This is a genomic window from Cytobacillus pseudoceanisediminis (genome assembly GCF_023516215.1).
In the GTDB taxonomy this organism is placed as follows: domain Bacteria; phylum Bacillota; class Bacilli; order Bacillales; family Cytobacillaceae; genus Cytobacillus; species Cytobacillus pseudoceanisediminis.
Genome location: NZ_CP097349.1, coordinates 2,469,282 through 2,484,754 on the forward strand (window position 1 = coordinate 2,469,282; position 15,473 = coordinate 2,484,754).

12 protein-coding genes, 5 pseudogenes and 1 riboswitch are annotated in these 15,473 nt (G+C 40.2%); of the genes and pseudogenes, 5 read left to right on the plus strand and 12 right to left on the minus strand.

Annotation, left to right across the window (positions count from 1 at the left end):
• Positions 1-80: 80 nt before the first annotated feature.
• Positions 81-1,662, minus strand: a pseudogene (locus M5V91_RS13230) (bifunctional metallophosphatase/5'-nucleotidase).
• Positions 1,663-1,792: 130 nt separating this feature from the next.
• Between M5V91_RS13230 and M5V91_RS13235 the strand changes: the two are divergent.
• The 3 genes from M5V91_RS13235 to M5V91_RS13245 all read left to right on the plus strand — a co-directional run bounded on the left by M5V91_RS13235 (position 1,793) and on the right by M5V91_RS13245 (position 3,293).
• Positions 1,793-2,137: a hypothetical protein gene (locus M5V91_RS13235; RefSeq protein WP_284522197.1), complete on the plus strand. Its 345-nt coding sequence runs from the start codon at positions 1,793-1,795 to the stop codon at positions 2,135-2,137.
• Between the two features lie 122 nt (positions 2,138-2,259).
• The gene (locus M5V91_RS13240) at positions 2,260-2,694 is read left to right on the plus strand and encodes a hypothetical protein (RefSeq protein WP_284522198.1); all 435 of its coding nucleotides are present in this window, start codon (positions 2,260-2,262) and stop codon (positions 2,692-2,694) included.
• Positions 2,646-3,293, plus strand: coding sequence for an ATP-binding protein (locus tag M5V91_RS13245; RefSeq protein ID WP_284522199.1), 648 nt, complete (start codon positions 2,646-2,648; stop codon positions 3,291-3,293). Before M5V91_RS13240 ends, M5V91_RS13245 begins: the two co-directional genes overlap by 49 nt.
• A gap of 36 nt (positions 3,294-3,329) precedes the next feature.
• Here M5V91_RS13245 and M5V91_RS13250 read toward each other — a convergent pair whose 3' ends face one another.
• On the minus strand, positions 3,330-4,322 hold the full coding sequence (locus M5V91_RS13250; protein WP_251175748.1) for a phosphotransferase enzyme family protein: 993 nt from the start codon (positions 4,320-4,322) through the stop codon (positions 3,330-3,332).
• A 146-nt stretch (positions 4,323-4,468) separates the two neighbouring features.
• Between M5V91_RS13250 and M5V91_RS13255 the strand changes: the two genes are divergently transcribed.
• Positions 4,469-5,704 (plus strand): MFS transporter, encoded by a 1,236-nt coding sequence (locus tag M5V91_RS13255; protein ID WP_251175747.1) that lies wholly within the window; start codon positions 4,469-4,471, stop codon positions 5,702-5,704.
• 178 nt (positions 5,705-5,882) lie between these two features.
• Positions 5,883-6,179, plus strand: coding sequence for a hypothetical protein (locus M5V91_RS13260; RefSeq protein ID WP_284522200.1), 297 nt, complete (start codon positions 5,883-5,885; stop codon positions 6,177-6,179).
• A 467-nt stretch (positions 6,180-6,646) separates the two neighbouring features.
• Here M5V91_RS13260 and M5V91_RS13265 read toward each other — a convergent pair whose 3' ends face one another.
• The 10 genes and pseudogenes from M5V91_RS13265 to M5V91_RS13310 form a co-directional block, all read right to left on the minus strand.
• Complete coding sequence (locus M5V91_RS13265) at positions 6,647-6,931, minus strand: ferredoxin family protein (RefSeq protein ID WP_019381639.1); 285 nt, start codon at positions 6,929-6,931, stop codon at positions 6,647-6,649.
• Positions 6,931-8,225 (minus strand): annotated as a pseudogene (locus M5V91_RS13270) (FAD-dependent oxidoreductase). Before M5V91_RS13270 ends, M5V91_RS13265 begins: the two are co-directional and overlap by 1 nt.
• 3 nt (positions 8,226-8,228) lie before the next feature.
• The gene (locus M5V91_RS13275) at positions 8,229-9,242 is read right to left on the minus strand and encodes an electron transfer flavoprotein subunit alpha/FixB family protein (protein ID WP_284522201.1); all 1,014 of its coding nucleotides are present in this window, start codon (positions 9,240-9,242) and stop codon (positions 8,229-8,231) included.
• Positions 9,243-9,265: 23 nt separating this feature from the next.
• Positions 9,266-10,084 (minus strand): electron transfer flavoprotein subunit beta/FixA family protein, encoded by an 819-nt coding sequence (locus M5V91_RS13280; RefSeq protein WP_009331051.1) that lies wholly within the window; start codon positions 10,082-10,084, stop codon positions 9,266-9,268.
• A gap of 247 nt (positions 10,085-10,331) precedes the next feature.
• Positions 10,332-10,565 (minus strand): aspartyl-phosphate phosphatase Spo0E family protein, encoded by a 234-nt coding sequence (locus M5V91_RS13285; protein WP_009331053.1) that lies wholly within the window; start codon positions 10,563-10,565, stop codon positions 10,332-10,334.
• A gap of 321 nt (positions 10,566-10,886) precedes the next feature.
• Positions 10,887-11,402, minus strand: a pseudogene (locus tag M5V91_RS13290) (1,2-dihydroxy-3-keto-5-methylthiopentene dioxygenase); the annotation flags it as partial.
• A gap of 60 nt (positions 11,403-11,462) precedes the next feature.
• A complete protein-coding gene (locus tag M5V91_RS13295) occupies positions 11,463-12,098 on the minus strand; it encodes a methylthioribulose 1-phosphate dehydratase (RefSeq protein WP_284522202.1) in 636 nt (211 codons plus the stop codon).
• Positions 12,095-12,757, minus strand: coding sequence for a 2-hydroxy-3-keto-5-methylthiopentenyl-1-phosphate phosphatase (locus tag M5V91_RS13300; protein ID WP_009331059.1), 663 nt, complete (start codon positions 12,755-12,757; stop codon positions 12,095-12,097). Before M5V91_RS13300 ends, M5V91_RS13295 begins: the two co-directional genes overlap by 4 nt.
• Positions 12,750-13,981 (minus strand): annotated as a pseudogene (mtnW, locus tag M5V91_RS13305) (2,3-diketo-5-methylthiopentyl-1-phosphate enolase). Before mtnW ends, M5V91_RS13300 begins: the two are co-directional and overlap by 8 nt.
• A gap of 86 nt (positions 13,982-14,067) precedes the next feature.
• A riboswitch (SAM riboswitch) is annotated at positions 14,068-14,171 on the minus strand.
• A gap of 92 nt (positions 14,172-14,263) precedes the next feature.
• Positions 14,264-15,302 (minus strand): annotated as a pseudogene (locus M5V91_RS13310) (pyridoxal phosphate-dependent aminotransferase).
• Positions 15,303-15,473 lie beyond the last annotated feature (171 nt).

Sequence of the window (15,473 nt, forward strand, 5' to 3'; positions counted from 1 at the left end):
TAATTAGTAGCGTATACATAAATTCAATTCTCAATCATTATAGAAAACAGGAAGAAAGCTGTCAATTTAACACATCCGGATCATTTGCCCGAAACAACCTCCCAATTGTGATTAAGAGTTGGAATTACCTTTTTCTTTTCCAAAAATAGTCTGCAATCAATTCGGTCATATCGGTTAAAATCTCTTTCACCACTGGCTTATCCTTGAACATGTTGTAGCCTCCCCGCCTGCAGCGCGGTAATTGTTCATTACTACATGATACTCTTCATCTTCCCTGATTGGATGCCCTTTATACAAAACCTTTGTAATCCGGCTGCCCTTTTGTCGTGAAACATCTATTTTATACTCAATACCTTCCCACATATCGTAATTATAATGCTGTGGCTTTGGATTTGAAAAATCAGGATTCACTATAATTTTTCCGTCACTGTTCAATTCAAAATAAGCTGCAGACCGCTCCAATGCATCTTTAATGTCCTTTCCTGCAACTCTGAGGACACATAATGAATTTGGATAAATATAGTTAGAAACAATTTCTCTCATCGTTACTTTAGACTTGAATCCTGGTGCCCCCTCATGAAATAAGGCAGTGCAGGAAATATCAGCACCTGAGGCTTCCATCTGCACTTTATTAATAAATTCAATCAGCGGATGCTCCCCTGTACGTGCCTCAAATATATCATCAATCAGCATATCACCATCAATTTCACCGATCTCCGTATCCAGCCATTTCTGGGTTTTGGATTCATAATACCCAGCCAGCTGCAGAACCTCATTATCAGACGGTATTCCGTCGGGATAGATTAACGCAGAGTGTTTATCATCAATCAGCCAATCATTATGTTTCTTTCTGAATTTAACGGTGACCTTTGCAAGCGCTTGACCATTAAATCCCGGCTGAACAACAGCCACACCATTTACTTGTTCTCCTTCAATAAAACGGTGCTGATGCCCGGTAATCAGAACATCGATTCCAGGAACTTCTGTACAGATCCGGTATGCTTCATTTTCTCCTGTTTGTTCTTCCGTCTCTTCACCAGTTCTGATATCCTTTTCAAAGCCGCCATGATAAGAGACAATAATCACATCCGGCTTTTCTTCCTCCTGAATATATGAAACCCACCTTTTTAAGCTGATCACCGCAGATTCAAAAACAAGATGTTCAATATGCTGCCTTTTCTCCCAATTGGGAATATACTGGGTTGTAACACCTATAACTGCTGCTTTCAAGCCATTTGGGAAGGATTTTATTTTATAGGGAAGCCCGAAATACGTTTCTTTTGTTGAATTAAATAATATATTGGCTGACAGCCATGGGAAATTGGATTCACTGACAGCTCTTGCAAGTGTGTTCTTTCCATAGTTGAATTCATGGTTTCCGATTACAGCTGCATCGTATTCAAGTTCATTTAATATTTGAATCATGGGATTTTTTTGGTTATTTAAGTATCTGGAATAATAATAAGTTAGAGGAGTTCCCTGGATCAGATCCCCGTTATCAATAAGTATAGAGATCTCAGATTGTTCCTTTTCTTTCTTTATTATTGCTGCAAGCTTGCCCAGCCCATGACCAGCATGCTCACCAGTTCCATAATAATATGGATAAACATGTCCATGGACATCACTTGTAGCCAAAACCGTGAGAAAAACTTCTGATTTCATCAAACCCCTCCTTACATATAAAATATCATTCCTTTGTTAGAAATAAACCTCTTTTAACACAAAATGGTATAATATTGATAATGTCAGTTAGATATGAATAAATTAACCTAATTATGCTGGAGTTAACCTGATGAAAAGTCGAAAACGAAATTTACTACTATATTTAATCGCAGTAATTATTCCCACTTTGGCCGGCAGCATCTTTTTCTTTATGGATTCTGTTAAACAAAATGATGAGGAAAGGCTGGAAGAAGCAAAATGGATTGGCTCCATACACCAAAGAAGCTGGGACCAGTTTATTTCCGAAACTGTGACCACACTTGATATGTTATCACTGACTGCTGGAAGTGCTGACACTCCCTCTGATAAACTGGAGCCTCTGCTCCAAAAGCCAATCAGCTGGATCCGCGATATGGCGGAATTTACCTTCTTAATCCCAGCGGAAAGGTTCTTACAGGGTCCAATCAATTCTTAGCGAACTCCGATTTATCTAATAAGAAATATCTTAAAGAGGTTTCGCGCACGAAAGATATTGTAATCTCTAACTCCCCTGAAACACTAACCAATGGGCAAACAGTCGTTGGGATAGGAAAACCCGTGTTCAATGACAATGGAGATGTAATCTCTATTATTGTGGCACATATGAGGGTGGATTACGTACAAAATATCATGAGACTTCTTACTCCAGAAGCAAGACTTTCTGTCCTTAATTCTGAAAGGGAAACGATTATGGATATCAACATGAATGGTGACTCATCATTTTCCAGCCAGAATAGCATCTCAATTCCAATTGACAGGCTTCCCTGGAGTGTAAAAGTAGAATTGCCGCCAAGAGATATGCTGGCAATTGTCAAAGATGCTTTTAAGGCTATCCTTGTATTAATGATTATAAGCCATATTCTATTTCTCTTTATTAAGTATTTAAGGCTTAAAAAGCAGAATGAAGAGGAAAAAAGGAAAATGAGCTCCAAAAACTGGAACTGGTGGGTACTCTGGCTGCCAGCACAGCCCATGAAATCAGGAACCCTTTAACAGGAATAAAAGGTCTTATACAGCTATTAAGTGAAAAATATACGAATACACATGACCAGTATTACTTTTCAGTTATAAATGATGAGATCAGCAGAATTAATGAAATTGTAAGTGAATTTTTAATTCTGGGTAAACCTGCAGCTCAAAAGATGGAAACCCTGGATTTGAGAAACATCATAAAGGAATTGGAACCGTTGATATTCTCCGAAGCCAATTTACACAATGTCACTTTTGAATCTGCTATTTCAGATGAACCTGTCATGGTCGAATGTACGAAAGACCAGATGAAACAGGTTATCCTGAATTTAACGAAAAACGCTTTTGAATCGATGGAGGGCGGAGGAAAGCTGACAATTAAACTAAATAAAATGCATTCTAAGTGTCAGCTTAAAATTGCGGACACAGGTTCAGGCATCTCTGAAGATGAAATTGAAAAGATTTTCCATCCATTCTACACTTCAAAGGAAACGGGCACGGGCCTTGGCCTCGTAGTCTGCAGGCGCATTCTGCATTCTTTCGGCGGTGAAATTTTTATTACAAGCAAAGAAACTAAAGGAACGCATGTAGATATTTTTCTGCCCATCAAAAACGACGCATAAAAGAAGGAAGGTGCTCGCTCGGAGGCACCTTCTTTTTTAACTCACATAGATTGGAGCATTTCTTTCAATTCTTTTCTTGATCGTCTCCATCATAAATAATAGCTGCGAATTCCTTTCCTCAGGTGCGATTTTTTTATGCAGGACAGAATAAAGTGTGATATCTCTCAGTCTCAGAAATAAGGGCAGCTGCCTTCCCAAATCTTCGGGAATTTCATTTTCCAGCCGATAGCCATCCAAAAAGGAGTCAAGGAATTGCTTGCCGAATATTTCCATTTCCGCTTGATCTGCCTCTTTAAACTTATATAAAAGTGAGTAATACAGCGGTATGGCTATATCTGATGCAAACCAATGATAGCAGCAGTCATCGAAATCAAATACTTGTATATCTTTCCCATTATAAAAGAAGTTTCCGGAATGGAGATCAGTATGAATAAGGCCATAATTGTTTATATGTTTTGGCAAATTTTGAAGCAGATTCAACAAATCTTCTGTATGCTTAATGACCAATTGATCCTCTTCAGGTATATATTTCTCAACTTTAAGCAATTCTTCGTCATCCCATTGCATCCGCGGTACAATTCCAGCTGATGGCATATATGATTTAGTGGCTGCATGCATTTTCCCTACCGCACTTCCCCACGCATGAAATAACTCCTTATTGAATTCCGGTGCCCGAACACTTATTGGTTTTCCCTCTGCTTTTGAAAACAGGCAGGCGTAAAAGGCAGAATCGTCCCCAGCTGTTAACCGCTCAACCAAATTCCCATTCTGTGATGGAAAAACTTCTGGAACCTTTAAACTCTTCGATATCAGATAACTCATCCAGTCTGCTTCTGATAAAAGCTCCTCAAGCATGCGGTGAGATGAGTGGGTAATCCTCAAAATATATGCTTTTTCATCTTTATAAACCTCATAAACATAGTTTTCAAAGTCACCCAGCTTTTTATAATTTCCTATATTTAAAGAATAGATTCTAAGGAAATTAGTGAGAATATCGTCCGTCATTAAAGCATCAACTGCTTTTTCCATTGGCTTCCCTGCCCTCTTATTTAATCTGAATAATGTAAATTATATAATATTTAATAGATTTCCAAAATAACTATTTTGAAAGGCTAATGAATAAGGTAAACTATATTTAGTTTTACGAAATGTTCAGTGAAAAAGGAGACTATACCATGAGTACTACCGCTGCTTCAGTCAGTTCAAGATATGAGCCACATCAAAAAACGGCCTATCGGATCTTATTCATTATTGGCCTTTGCCACCTATTAAATGACTCTATTCAATCTGTCATTCCAGCCATGTTTCCCATTTTAGAAAAATCTATGGGGCTTTCATACTCACAGCTGGGTATGATTGCCTTTTCACTTAATATCGTGTCTTCAATCATGCAGCCGGTTGTTGGAATGGCCACTGATAAAAAGCCGTTCCCTTTCGCCTTGCCAATCGGTCTGACTTCAACTTTATTTGGCATATTAGGATTGGCTTTTGCCCCGGATTATAAATGGATTATTATATCAGTATTGTTCATTGGTCTCGGTTCAGCTGTATTCCACCCGGAAGGATCTAGGGTGGCTTATATGGCAGCTGGCCAGCGCAGAGGTCTGGCCCAATCAATCTATCAGGTAGGGGGAAACACTGGACAGGCACTTGCTCCTATCATTACGGCCCTTATTCTTGTTCCGCTAGGTCAAATGGGTGCTGCCTGGTTTACTGCAGTTGCTGCTATTGCAGTCGGGCTGCTGATTTATATAGCGTTTTGGTATACTGGACGCCTTCAGGAGGAATTGATTGCCGGCAGAGCAAAAAAACAAGCTGGTGGCCATAATAATAAAAGGATATCAAAAAAAATATGGAGTGCACTGATCCTGGTTCTCTTTTTGATATTTGCCCGTTCATGGTATATTTCGGGTATGACAAATTTCTATGCCTTTTATGCGATAGAAAAATACTCTTTCTCCATTAGTCAGGCACAGCTCTTCTTATTTGCATTTTTAGTATCAGGTGCATTGGGCACATTTTTTGGCGGGCCGCTCGCAGATCGGTTTGGAAAGAAAAGAATTATTTTTCTGTCCATGATCCTGACTGTTCCGCTATCCGCCATGATCCCTTTCGTTCCATCTCCTATTGCATTTATAATGCTGGTGGCAAGCGGATTCATATTGATGTCAAGCTTTTCGGTGACGGTAGTATACGCTCAGGAATTAGTTCCCGGCAAAATCGGCACTATGGCGGGACTTACAGTGGGTCTGGCTTTTGGTATGGGGGCAATAGGCTCAATCGCTCTGGGCTATATAGCGGACACCGTTGGTCTGGTAAATATGATCATATTTACCGGTTTTCTTCCCGTACTGGGGTTGCTGACATTATTACTCCCACCGGATGAAACTGTTTCAGAATGGAATAAATAGGTAAGGAGGAGGGGGCGTCCCTCCTTTTTATAAAGGATATAGATTATTTTTATTAAAATTTTCTAAAAATTTTAATAATTGTGTGCAATCTTCTTCTTTTTTGCCATATAATAAAGGTAAGATATTAGCTCTCTTTGGCGCAGCTAAATACCCTGTAAAATGTTAGGAGGGATTAAATATGCATCTGCCAAACTACTTTGATTTTTATCAAAAATGCCTTATTCCTGCAAATGGAGCTGATACATTCCTTCCGGCCGGGCAAACCCATTGGCTAATTGCTCTGGAAGGACAGCTTAAGGAACAGGAAAAAGAATATTACCTCTGGAAAGTAACCTTATATCCATCCAATTCAGAAGGAAGTTTTATATGGAATAAGGCGCTTTATTCTTCATCTCTGTACGAATGCATCCATAAAGCTTTTGAACATGCTAAAGAACTTGAAGCCAATGTAAAGGACTCCCAGTTCAATTTTTAAAGAGACAAGAGAAAATCAGCTAACCTCAAAATCCATTCCCCTATGCGTTACTCTTTTTTTACCCTCGAATGTGAAATAACATACATATAGGTAATTTCTACTTTTAAACAAAATCCCAAAAAAGTGAATTCTTAATTCAGATCAAAAAAAGAGCCTAGACTTCTCTAAGCTCTCCAGATTATAGGGGGTCAACTATAATAGTCCGACCACATTTAGTTTAACAAATCCTGCCTAAAAAATTAAGATACTAAAGTACTATTACTTAAAAGCTTTAACGCGGTAATTTATAATAAAAAAAACAGAATGATATGTATGCTGCAGGATTAATAGTTTTGATATATGTTGTTAACAATTTGTTAATATTTCTTAACTATAATATAAATGTACCGAAAGATAAAACCTTTTTCATTACCCCCTTTTCAAACCGGCCAAATGCGGCCGGTTTTTGTATGAAATAGGGGTTAACTTTATGCAAGTCTGAATACTATACCATGGCCGCCTTTTGGGTATTCCCATTTAATATTCTGATATGGGCATCCAATCCTGCAGCTGCCGCACTCATGGCATCCTTCATAACCCACCTGCATTCTCAATCCTTCCCACTTATACACCTCAGCCGGGCAGAAAATAGTGCATATTTTATCGGGGCATTTTGTCATACAGATATCATGATCCAATACGGTAAGATGTGATTTGGTGTCTGCCTTAAAACGAACTAAATATTGCTTTTCTTCGATCGTTTTCGTTGACATTATTTCACCGCCTTCCATGCCCTGTACATGTCTTGAAGCACACGAATGGTCCCGCGTTCACTGGTAAAGCTCTTCATAATTTCTTTTTGCTTTTCTTTCTTAGGAGTTCCATCAACTGTAAAAAATTTGCTCGCTGCCCTGTTAAGCATCGGAACATATTCTTTAAAATACTGAGGGTAGTGTTCAAACGTGTGAGTTGCATCTTTATATTTTTCCAGGTCTTTTATAATAAAGCTTTGATAAAGTGTTTCCCTGTACTGATTCAAGCTTGTTTCGCTGAAGTCACCCCGTTTTTTGGCATCAATGATGGTTTCTGCAGCCATTGTTCCGGAAGCCATTGCCATATTGGAGCCTTCGCGGTGTATGGCATTAACCAGCTGTGCAGCATCACCTGCAAGAAGGACACCATCCCCAGCCACTTTAGGCACTGAATGGTAGCCCCCTTCAGGAATCAAGTGAGCCAGATACTCGGCAGATTCTCCTCCTTCTATTAAGGGTCTTACCATAGGGTGTGTTTTTAAATAATCCAGCAGGTCATAAGGCTTAAGCTTCGCCTTAATCATACTTGACAGCGTGGTTCCCACACCAATATTAATACTATCTTTATTGGTGTAAATAAAGGCAGTTCCCAGATTGCCTTTCGTGGAGTCCCCGAATATTTCAATCGTACAGCCCTGGTTGTCTTCCAGGTTAAAGCGGTCATTAATTTTGTCTTTAGAAAGATTAATGACTTCCATTACCGTCAGTGCCACTTCATCAGGGCGAAATTCTTTATGGTAGCCCAGCTGTTTTGCCAGCAGTGAATTTACACCATCTGCCAAAACCACTACATCTGCATATACCTCCCCATCCGGCCGGTCAGTTCTTACACCAACCACTTTTCCATTTTCAGTCAGGCACTCAAGTACGACTGTTTCATTTATTAATAGAACGCCCTGTTCAACCCCTTTTTTGCAAACCATTGGTCAAATGGCGCCCGGAGTACTGTAAAATTATTATATGGTTCCTTCCCCCACTCAAGACCTTTATAGCCAAAACTCACTGTCGATTCTTTATCCATCATCCAAAACCGCTGCTCTACGACAGGCCGCTCCAGCGGTGCTTCTTTCCAAAACTCTGGAATGATTTCCTCCATTTGCTTACGGTATAAAACTCCACCCATTACATTTTTGCTGCCGGGATATTCTCCTCTTTCAATTTGAAGGACTTTTAGACCGTTTTTGGCGCATGTGTAAGCACAGGAAGTTCCTGCAGGCCCTGCCCCCACCACGATGACATCAAACTTTTCAGACATAACTCATTTCACCCCTCTTTCCCTTGCTTCCTTTAACTCTTTAATCAGCTTCGGCACAATTTCAAGTGCATCACCCACGATTCCGTAGGTTGCTACATCAAATATAGGTGCGTCTGGATCCTTGTTAATCGCAATAATGAACTCTGAATTCTTCATGCCTACGACATGCTGGATTGCCCCTGAAATCCCAATAGCAAAATAGACCTTTGGGGTAATGGTTTCTCCGGTCTGCCCTACCTGCTGTTCATGCGGCAGCCATCCTGCCTCCACTACATCCCTTGTGCCCCCTACAGTTGCTCCAATTGCATCAGCCAGGTCATGGATCAGCTGGAAATTCTGAAAATCCCCCATTCCTTTTCCGCCCGCAACAACAACATGCGCATCTGCTAAATTCACTTTTTTTGTGACATCTTTCACAATTTTAATTACCTTTGTGCGCATATCATCTTCACTTAGGGTAATCGCTTCTTCTATAACCTCGCCCTGTCTATCTGGATCTGGCTCCAAGGCTTTCATAACCTTAGGACGGACAGTAGCCATCTGCGGCCGGTGCTTTTTACAAAGGATGGTTGCCATTATATTTCCCCCAAACGCCGGGCGGCTAGCTTCAAGCAGCCTTTTATCCACTTCGACATCCAGCATGGTTGTATCAGCAGTCAATCCAGTGCTAAGATCTGTAGCAACAGCACTGGCCAAATCTTTACCATTGGAAGTGGCCCCATAGAGAAATATCTCAGGTTTATACTTTTCTGCAAGATTGATTACTGCCTTCATATAAGACTCCGTCCGATAATCTTTCATCACTTCATGGTCAATAACATATACCTGATCAGCTCCATAAGCGATCACTTCCTGGCATAAAGACTTTATTTCATATCCAAGCAGAACACCGGAAAGAGGCACATCCAGCTTATCTGCCAGCTTTCTGCCTGCACCGAGCAATTCAAGGGAAACCCCTTCTATTTTCCCATCATTTTGTTCTATGAATACCCACACTCCCCGGTACTCATCCATCATGTAAATCCCCCTAATTATTCCCATTATCGGCTTACAAACAGCTCTTTCTTATCATTAAGCAGCTCCATCAGCTGCTTAACCTGTTCTTCCGCATTCCCTTCAAGCCTCTTTCCGCCTTCCGGCTTGGGAGGAGTAAACATTTTTCCCACTATCGTAGGAGACCCTTTCAACCCGAGCTGTGTACGATCTACTTCCTCAAGATCATTTACAGACCAGATAACCGGCTCATACCTGGCAGCTTTTATCATGTTTGGCATAGGGGAGTATTCTATGCTATTAATCTCTTTTTCAACGGTCAGCAGGCAAGGGACTTGAGCTTGTATTAATTCATATCCGTTTGTAATTTTCCTTTTGATCAGTATCGTTTTTTCACCTTCATTAAGTTCGGATACCTCTATAACATTTGTAACAGGCGGAATATCCAGCCTTCTTGCTATTCCTGGTCCCACCTGGCCGGTATCTCCATCAATGGCATGTTTTCCGCATATGATTAAATCCACAGGCATATCTTTTGAAATACGCTCCAATGCTTTAGACAGAGCATAGCTTGTTGCCAGTGTATCTGCGCCGGCAAATGCACGGTCTGAGATTAAAAAGCCGCGGTCTGCTCCTATTTCGATGCTTTTCTTAATAACAGCAACAGCCTGTGGAGGTCCCATGGATAAAACCGAAATGGTGCCTTTTCCTATGGTCTTTGTTATTTTCACTGCTTCCTGTACTGCATGGGCATCATAAGGATTTAAAATGGCAGGTGCACTGCGCCGGTCAAGAGTGTTGGTTTTGGGATTGATTTTAATAATTTTTGTATCAGGCACTTGCTTGACACACACTACTATGTGCATTTTTTACTTTCCCCCTCTAAACTTAAAGCTTCTATAAGTATAGTTCGCTTTAAGAGATAGATAAAAAAGCTTTGTATTACGATATGATTCTCGATACATGCATAGTACTGCTATGAAGAATTAATAAGAATTGTGCAGTTCATTACTAAGAAAAGCGAGAACTGGCGCCAACTAAAAAAAGAATCCTCAACGGATCCTTTTTTTCTTCCCTATTATATGTTCAATCTATGTGCTTGGAATTTTAAAATTATACAACAGCTTTCTTCCATAAGAGAATCATTTCCCGGAAGGAAATCCTCATTCTTTTCTTTTGTTCCTTCTCTCTTTTAACGACGCATTGATATTCAAAAATTAATTGATCAAGTTCCTGGCTGCAGCGAACCGTTTCCTGGCTCGCCATTCCATTTTTCTTGGCCGTTTCTATCATTGTTTCCCTTTTTTGCTGAATTTCAGTCAGCAGCTGTATTCTTTTATAGCGCAACTTTCTTCCTCCTACTCCTATCCCTTTATCCGATATAAATGTGTCTACTTGAAGCATTATTACAAGAATTTCTATAAATGTAAATAGATTCGCAATATTAGACAATCTTTTTCCGAATTTATTTTTATCGACATCAATTTCAATTCGCCCTCATGGGGTTTCGACACATTCTGCTAAATTTATTATGTGGCATCAACGGGATTTGATAAAAAAATCGCAAGACCATAATATGTTAAAAAAATATCCAATTGTTATAGCAGGAAAATAAAAACCCAATGCCGGGGGCAATGGGTGGGTCATTAAATTATTGATGAACTTCCTTTTTTCATAAATTGGCACCCATCCTTCTGCGGTAACAAAAATCCGGATGGCTACTACTTTTCGATCCTCCTGAAGAGTAAAATAATGACGGATGTTTTCGGGTACGGATATTAAATCGCCAGGATTCAGGAATACTTCAAAGAACTCTCCATCTTTTCCTTGTATAATAAAGACTCCATGACCGCTGACAATAAATCTCACCTCATCATCTGTATGATGATGCTCCTGCTGGAAATTCTGAAGAAGCTGTTCTAAATTCGGCGTATTCTCTGAAAGGGAAATTACATCCTGTGCCTTATATCCTCTTCGATCAGAAATATCCTTAATTTCTTCAGCAAATGCAGCCAGAATTTCTTGTTTCTCATCATCGGAAAGTAAATATTTTTCCTGCAGATTTTCAGGCAATTTATCTATTGCCCATTGCTCATAGATAACCTCCTGCTTTTCCAGAAAAGCAGCAACCTCTTCCTGATTCCTAATTTCTTTTTTGAATTTTTCAGTACGATATATGCCAATCTAATCATTCCTCTCTATTATAATTTTTTCTCGCATGATTTAATAACAGCAGTTCATATATTAAACTACTTTAATTAGCTGATCGGGCTTATATGCCAGGAGCCTTAACTGATAACGGAACAGAAACTCTGAAGCCTCAAGGATCTTTTTAGCCTCAAAGGAGGTTCTGCCCCATACTGTAATTCCATGATTTCTTATCAAGACGGTACCTGAATCTTCATGTACATGGGAAGAAAAACACTTTGCCAGCGTTGGAATATGCGCATGATTCGGAATAATCGGAATCTCGAGAACAGCATCTTCCTCCCACTTATCAAATGCTTTAATCAGCTCTTGCCCTTTAAATGTAACCGCCGCCTGATCACCATAAATTTCTGAAATGACATTATTGTCAATCGTATGTACATGAAGACTGCATTCAGCTTTCGTTCTTCGATATATCTCAGAATGCAGAAGTGTTTCAGCAGAAGGCTTTAAATGTGTTTCCCCTGCCGGGTGTCCATATTCATCAACAAGGAGAAAGTCTTCATCAGTGCGTTTCCTTTTATCCTTTCCGCTTGCTGTTACGAGGAATTGAAGGGGATGTGAGCTGACCTTAATGGCCAGATTTCCGCTTGTTCCCATAAACCAGTCCCTTTCTGCAAGCTCTTCCTTAATATCTGCAAGCTCATTCCATTTTTCCCCAACTCTGCTCATACCCTCACCTCATTTAATCTTTTTAAAAGCTCAATGCAATCATAGAATGTTTCAAAGGCAGAATGATTTAGGTTCATCTCTTTGCTTTTCTCCAGGAGCAGATCTCTGGCAATGACAAAGTCTGCCTGTTTGGCAGCCTCCAGATCGGTTACTGAATCTCCGATCACCACTTTAAAGGTGTTCTCATCCACCAGTTTCCTCATAATAGAAGGCTTGCAGCAGCCGCAATTCTTATTGCATTTTTCATCGCAGCTATGGGGCCATAAGATATTAATTGTATCGCCGCTAAAATCAGAACTATTGCAGAACACCTCTTCAAAGGGTCCATACTTATCCAGTACAGGAGCCACAAAAAAATCTATTCCTCCGCTGACTATATAAAGCGGTATTTTTTCTTTTTCCAGATAATCGATAAATGGCTGAAATCCCTCTCTTACTCTTGCATTTTCTAAGATGAAATCGGTGATAGCATCTTTCAGACTGCTTGGCAGAAGGGAAAACATCTTTCCTACTCCTTCTTGAATGGTAATTTCCTGTCCCAGAACTTGATTTTTTATCCCCTCCCATTGAGAAGGAGCAAAGTGCTTCATGATATGAATGATGTTATCGTTTTCGGTAATAGTTCCATCAAAATCACAAAATACCGCCACTTTAGCCATTCTTTACAGCCACCTCTTTGTACCCCCACAGATCAATCGCTTTTTTTAATTCAGGGAAGTTTGATGGAGCATCTGTTAAAGAAGCCCCATTTAAAATTAAATCTATTGCCTGGCGGAATGCCAAACCGCCTCCTCTTGCCCCATCCGGATGCCCATGTACGCCACCTCCGGCATTAATTACACTGTCTATTCCGAAGTCTTCGAAAAGCAAAGGTACAAGACCCGGATGGATGCCGGCTGATGGAACCGGAAAGGTTCTTTTGCAGAAATCATTCCTAGTCAGGGTATCCCCAATTGATAAGGCCAGAGTTTTTTCAAGGGCAACCGATCCATAAGGTGAAGGGAATAGAGAAAAGTCTGCGCCTGCATACCTGAGGAGTTTGCCTAAAAGCAAAGGATAGGAAATCCCATAAACACTTGAAGCAGAAAGAGCTCCACTAACTGCAGGATGTGCCATGATAGGCAGCCCTATCTCATCATCTTCTCTTAATGACTGCAAAACATCGAGCCCATACGAGAATACGTTGAAGAGAAGAAGATCTGCACCAAGTCTGGATGCTTTCCTTGCCTTATCTTTTAAATCAAAAGACCTGCCTGTTAAATTCACAGCATATAGGGTACGGTGGCCTGTTTCCTCATAAACCTGCCTTAGCACTTCTTTGCCTTCGGTTATCCGGGCTTCAAAAGGTGTAAGGCGGTTTTCAAATAGAATTTCATCATCTTTTACAAGGTCGATGCCGCCAAGGGCCTGTTCCCTCAGCTGCGAAGTTAAAAAATCCATGTCTTTGCCCAGCACCCCTTTGAAGATGCTCATCAGAAGGGGTCTATCATATACATTCAGTTTTTCCCTCAGTCCGTCAATCCCGAATCGTGGCCCAGGAAAAAAGCTTTTAAGTTCATTGGAAAACTGTAAATCTAACAATTTAATCTTTCCATCCAATGATAGTTTTCCAAAGACTGTTGTTAATATTGCCGGTAAATCAGGACTGAAATTAACAGTTGGATAGGCAATCTTAATGACTGCGGCTGTTTCCTTTTTTCTTCATCTTTAGTATAGTCTTCAACAGAAACGACCCTGCCTTTATGCTTTTCCAGCTGCTGTTTTTCTAGTTCCGGCAAATGGGTCCATGACCCGACCGTTAAGCCTAAAGCGATCTCCTCGGCCTTTTTCTCCGGGTTATGTTTTTCATCATGAACCAGATACGTTGCAATAATTTCACTCATGTATATTCTTCCTTTCAAAAATCAAAGAATGAAAACAATAAAAAACCTCTTCAAATAAGAAGAGGTTAGGATAGCAATCTAACATCTTCTTATCTTTCAGCTATAAGCTGCAAGATTTAGCACCGTGCTCATGTATAAGTCGGTTGCCGGGCTTCATAGGGCTAGTCCCTCCGCCTGCTCTTGATAAGAAAACGAAACGAGTATTCAGTTAATTTAGAATTAAAATTTAATTAGAATTATGACAGTGCTTAATATTTTTGTCAATTGAATTATGAGAAAAATTTAAAATAAATTTAATTTTTTTATTCTGCCCACTGCTTCTTTAAGTCTCTCCTCAGATGTCAGTAAACCCGCTCTCACATACCCTTCTCCAAAATCACCAAATCCGATGCCTGGTGCAACCGCAATATGCGCTTTATCCAAGAGATAGTCAGCAAACTCTTCCGATGTAAATTGTTCAGGGACCTTGAGCCATGCAAAAAAAGAGCCTTTAGGAGCTTGAACATTCCAGCCGATTTCCCTGAGGCCAGAGATGAATGTATTACGTCTGGATTCGTATATGGAATTCAATTCTTTAACACAATCCTGTGGTCCTGACAGAGCAACTGCTGCAGCTTCCTGAACAGCACCAAACAAGCTGACGTATAGATGATCCTGCATAAGGTTCAGTGCTGCGATGACACTTGCATTTCCAGCTGCAAATCCAACTCTCCAGCCTGCCATATTAAATGTTTTTGAAAGTGTATAAATTTCAATTCCGACCTCTTTTGCCCCTTCTGCCTGAAGAAAGCTTTCAGGCTTTATGCCGTCAAAACCAATTCCTCCATATGCAAAATCATGGACGATGCAAATACCATGGCTTCTGCTCAAATCAACTGTTTCTTGAAAAAGTCCTTGTTTGCCACTGCTCCAGTGGGATTATTTGGATAATTAAGGAACATCAGTTTGGCTGCATTAAGCTGGTCTGCTGACAATTCACTGTATACTGGCAGGAAGTTATTTTCTTCTCTTAGAGACATTGTCACCATTTTTGCTTTGGCAAGTGCAACACCTGACCAATAATCAGGATATCCCGGGTCCGGAACCAATACGCTGTCCCCAGGGTTTAAAAGGCATTGAGGGATTTCAACCAATCCTGCTTTACCACCAAAAAGGATGGCTATTTCGGTTTCAGGATCCAATTCAACATTAAATTCCCTTTTATAAAAGTCAGCAGCTGCCTTTTTAAATACGGGAAGCCCTGGAAAGGGGAATATTTATGGTTTTGCGGATTATCGGCTGCACTTTGAAGACTCTTGACAATATGCTCTGGTGTAGGCATGTCAGGATTGCCCTGTCCAAGATTGATGACATCATGCCCTTGTTGGAGTTTTCTCCCCACTTTGGCTGTCAAAGATGCAAAAAACTGTTTAGGCAGACTTTTCAAAAGATCTGATTGCGGATAATTTACCAAATTGTTCACCTGCTTAAAAAAAGATTGAAAATATAGTCA

What these genes read in the sequence shown, in the direction of transcription:
- M5V91_RS13235 (WP_284522197.1), top strand. Translation starts at nt 1,793, where the DNA reads ATGAAAAGTCGAAAACGAAATTTACTACTATATTTAATCGCAGTAATT.
- M5V91_RS13250 (WP_251175748.1), bottom strand. Translation starts at nt 4,322, where the DNA reads ATGGAAAAAGCAGTTGATGCTTTAATGACGGACGATATTCTCACTAAT.
- M5V91_RS13260 (WP_284522200.1), top strand. Translation starts at nt 5,883, where the DNA reads ATGCATCTGCCAAACTACTTTGATTTTTATCAAAAATGCCTTATTCCT.
- M5V91_RS13275 (WP_284522201.1), bottom strand. Translation starts at nt 9,242, where the DNA reads ATGATGGATGAGTACCGGGGAGTGTGGGTATTCATAGAACAAAATGAT.
- M5V91_RS13280 (WP_009331051.1), bottom strand. Translation starts at nt 10,084, where the DNA reads ATGCACATAGTAGTGTGTGTCAAGCAAGTGCCTGATACAAAAATTATT.
- M5V91_RS13300 (WP_009331059.1), bottom strand. Translation starts at nt 12,757, where the DNA reads ATGGCTAAAGTGGCGGTATTTTGTGATTTTGATGGAACTATTACCGAA.
- M5V91_RS13265 (WP_019381639.1), bottom strand. Translation starts at nt 6,931, where the DNA reads ATGTCAACGAAAACGATCGAAGAAAAGCAATATTTAGTTCGTTTTAAG.
- M5V91_RS13295 (WP_284522202.1), bottom strand. Translation starts at nt 12,098, where the DNA reads ATGAGCAGAGTTGGGGAAAAATGGAATGAGCTTGCAGATATTAAGGAA.
- M5V91_RS13255 (WP_251175747.1), top strand. Translation starts at nt 4,469, where the DNA reads ATGAGTACTACCGCTGCTTCAGTCAGTTCAAGATATGAGCCACATCAA.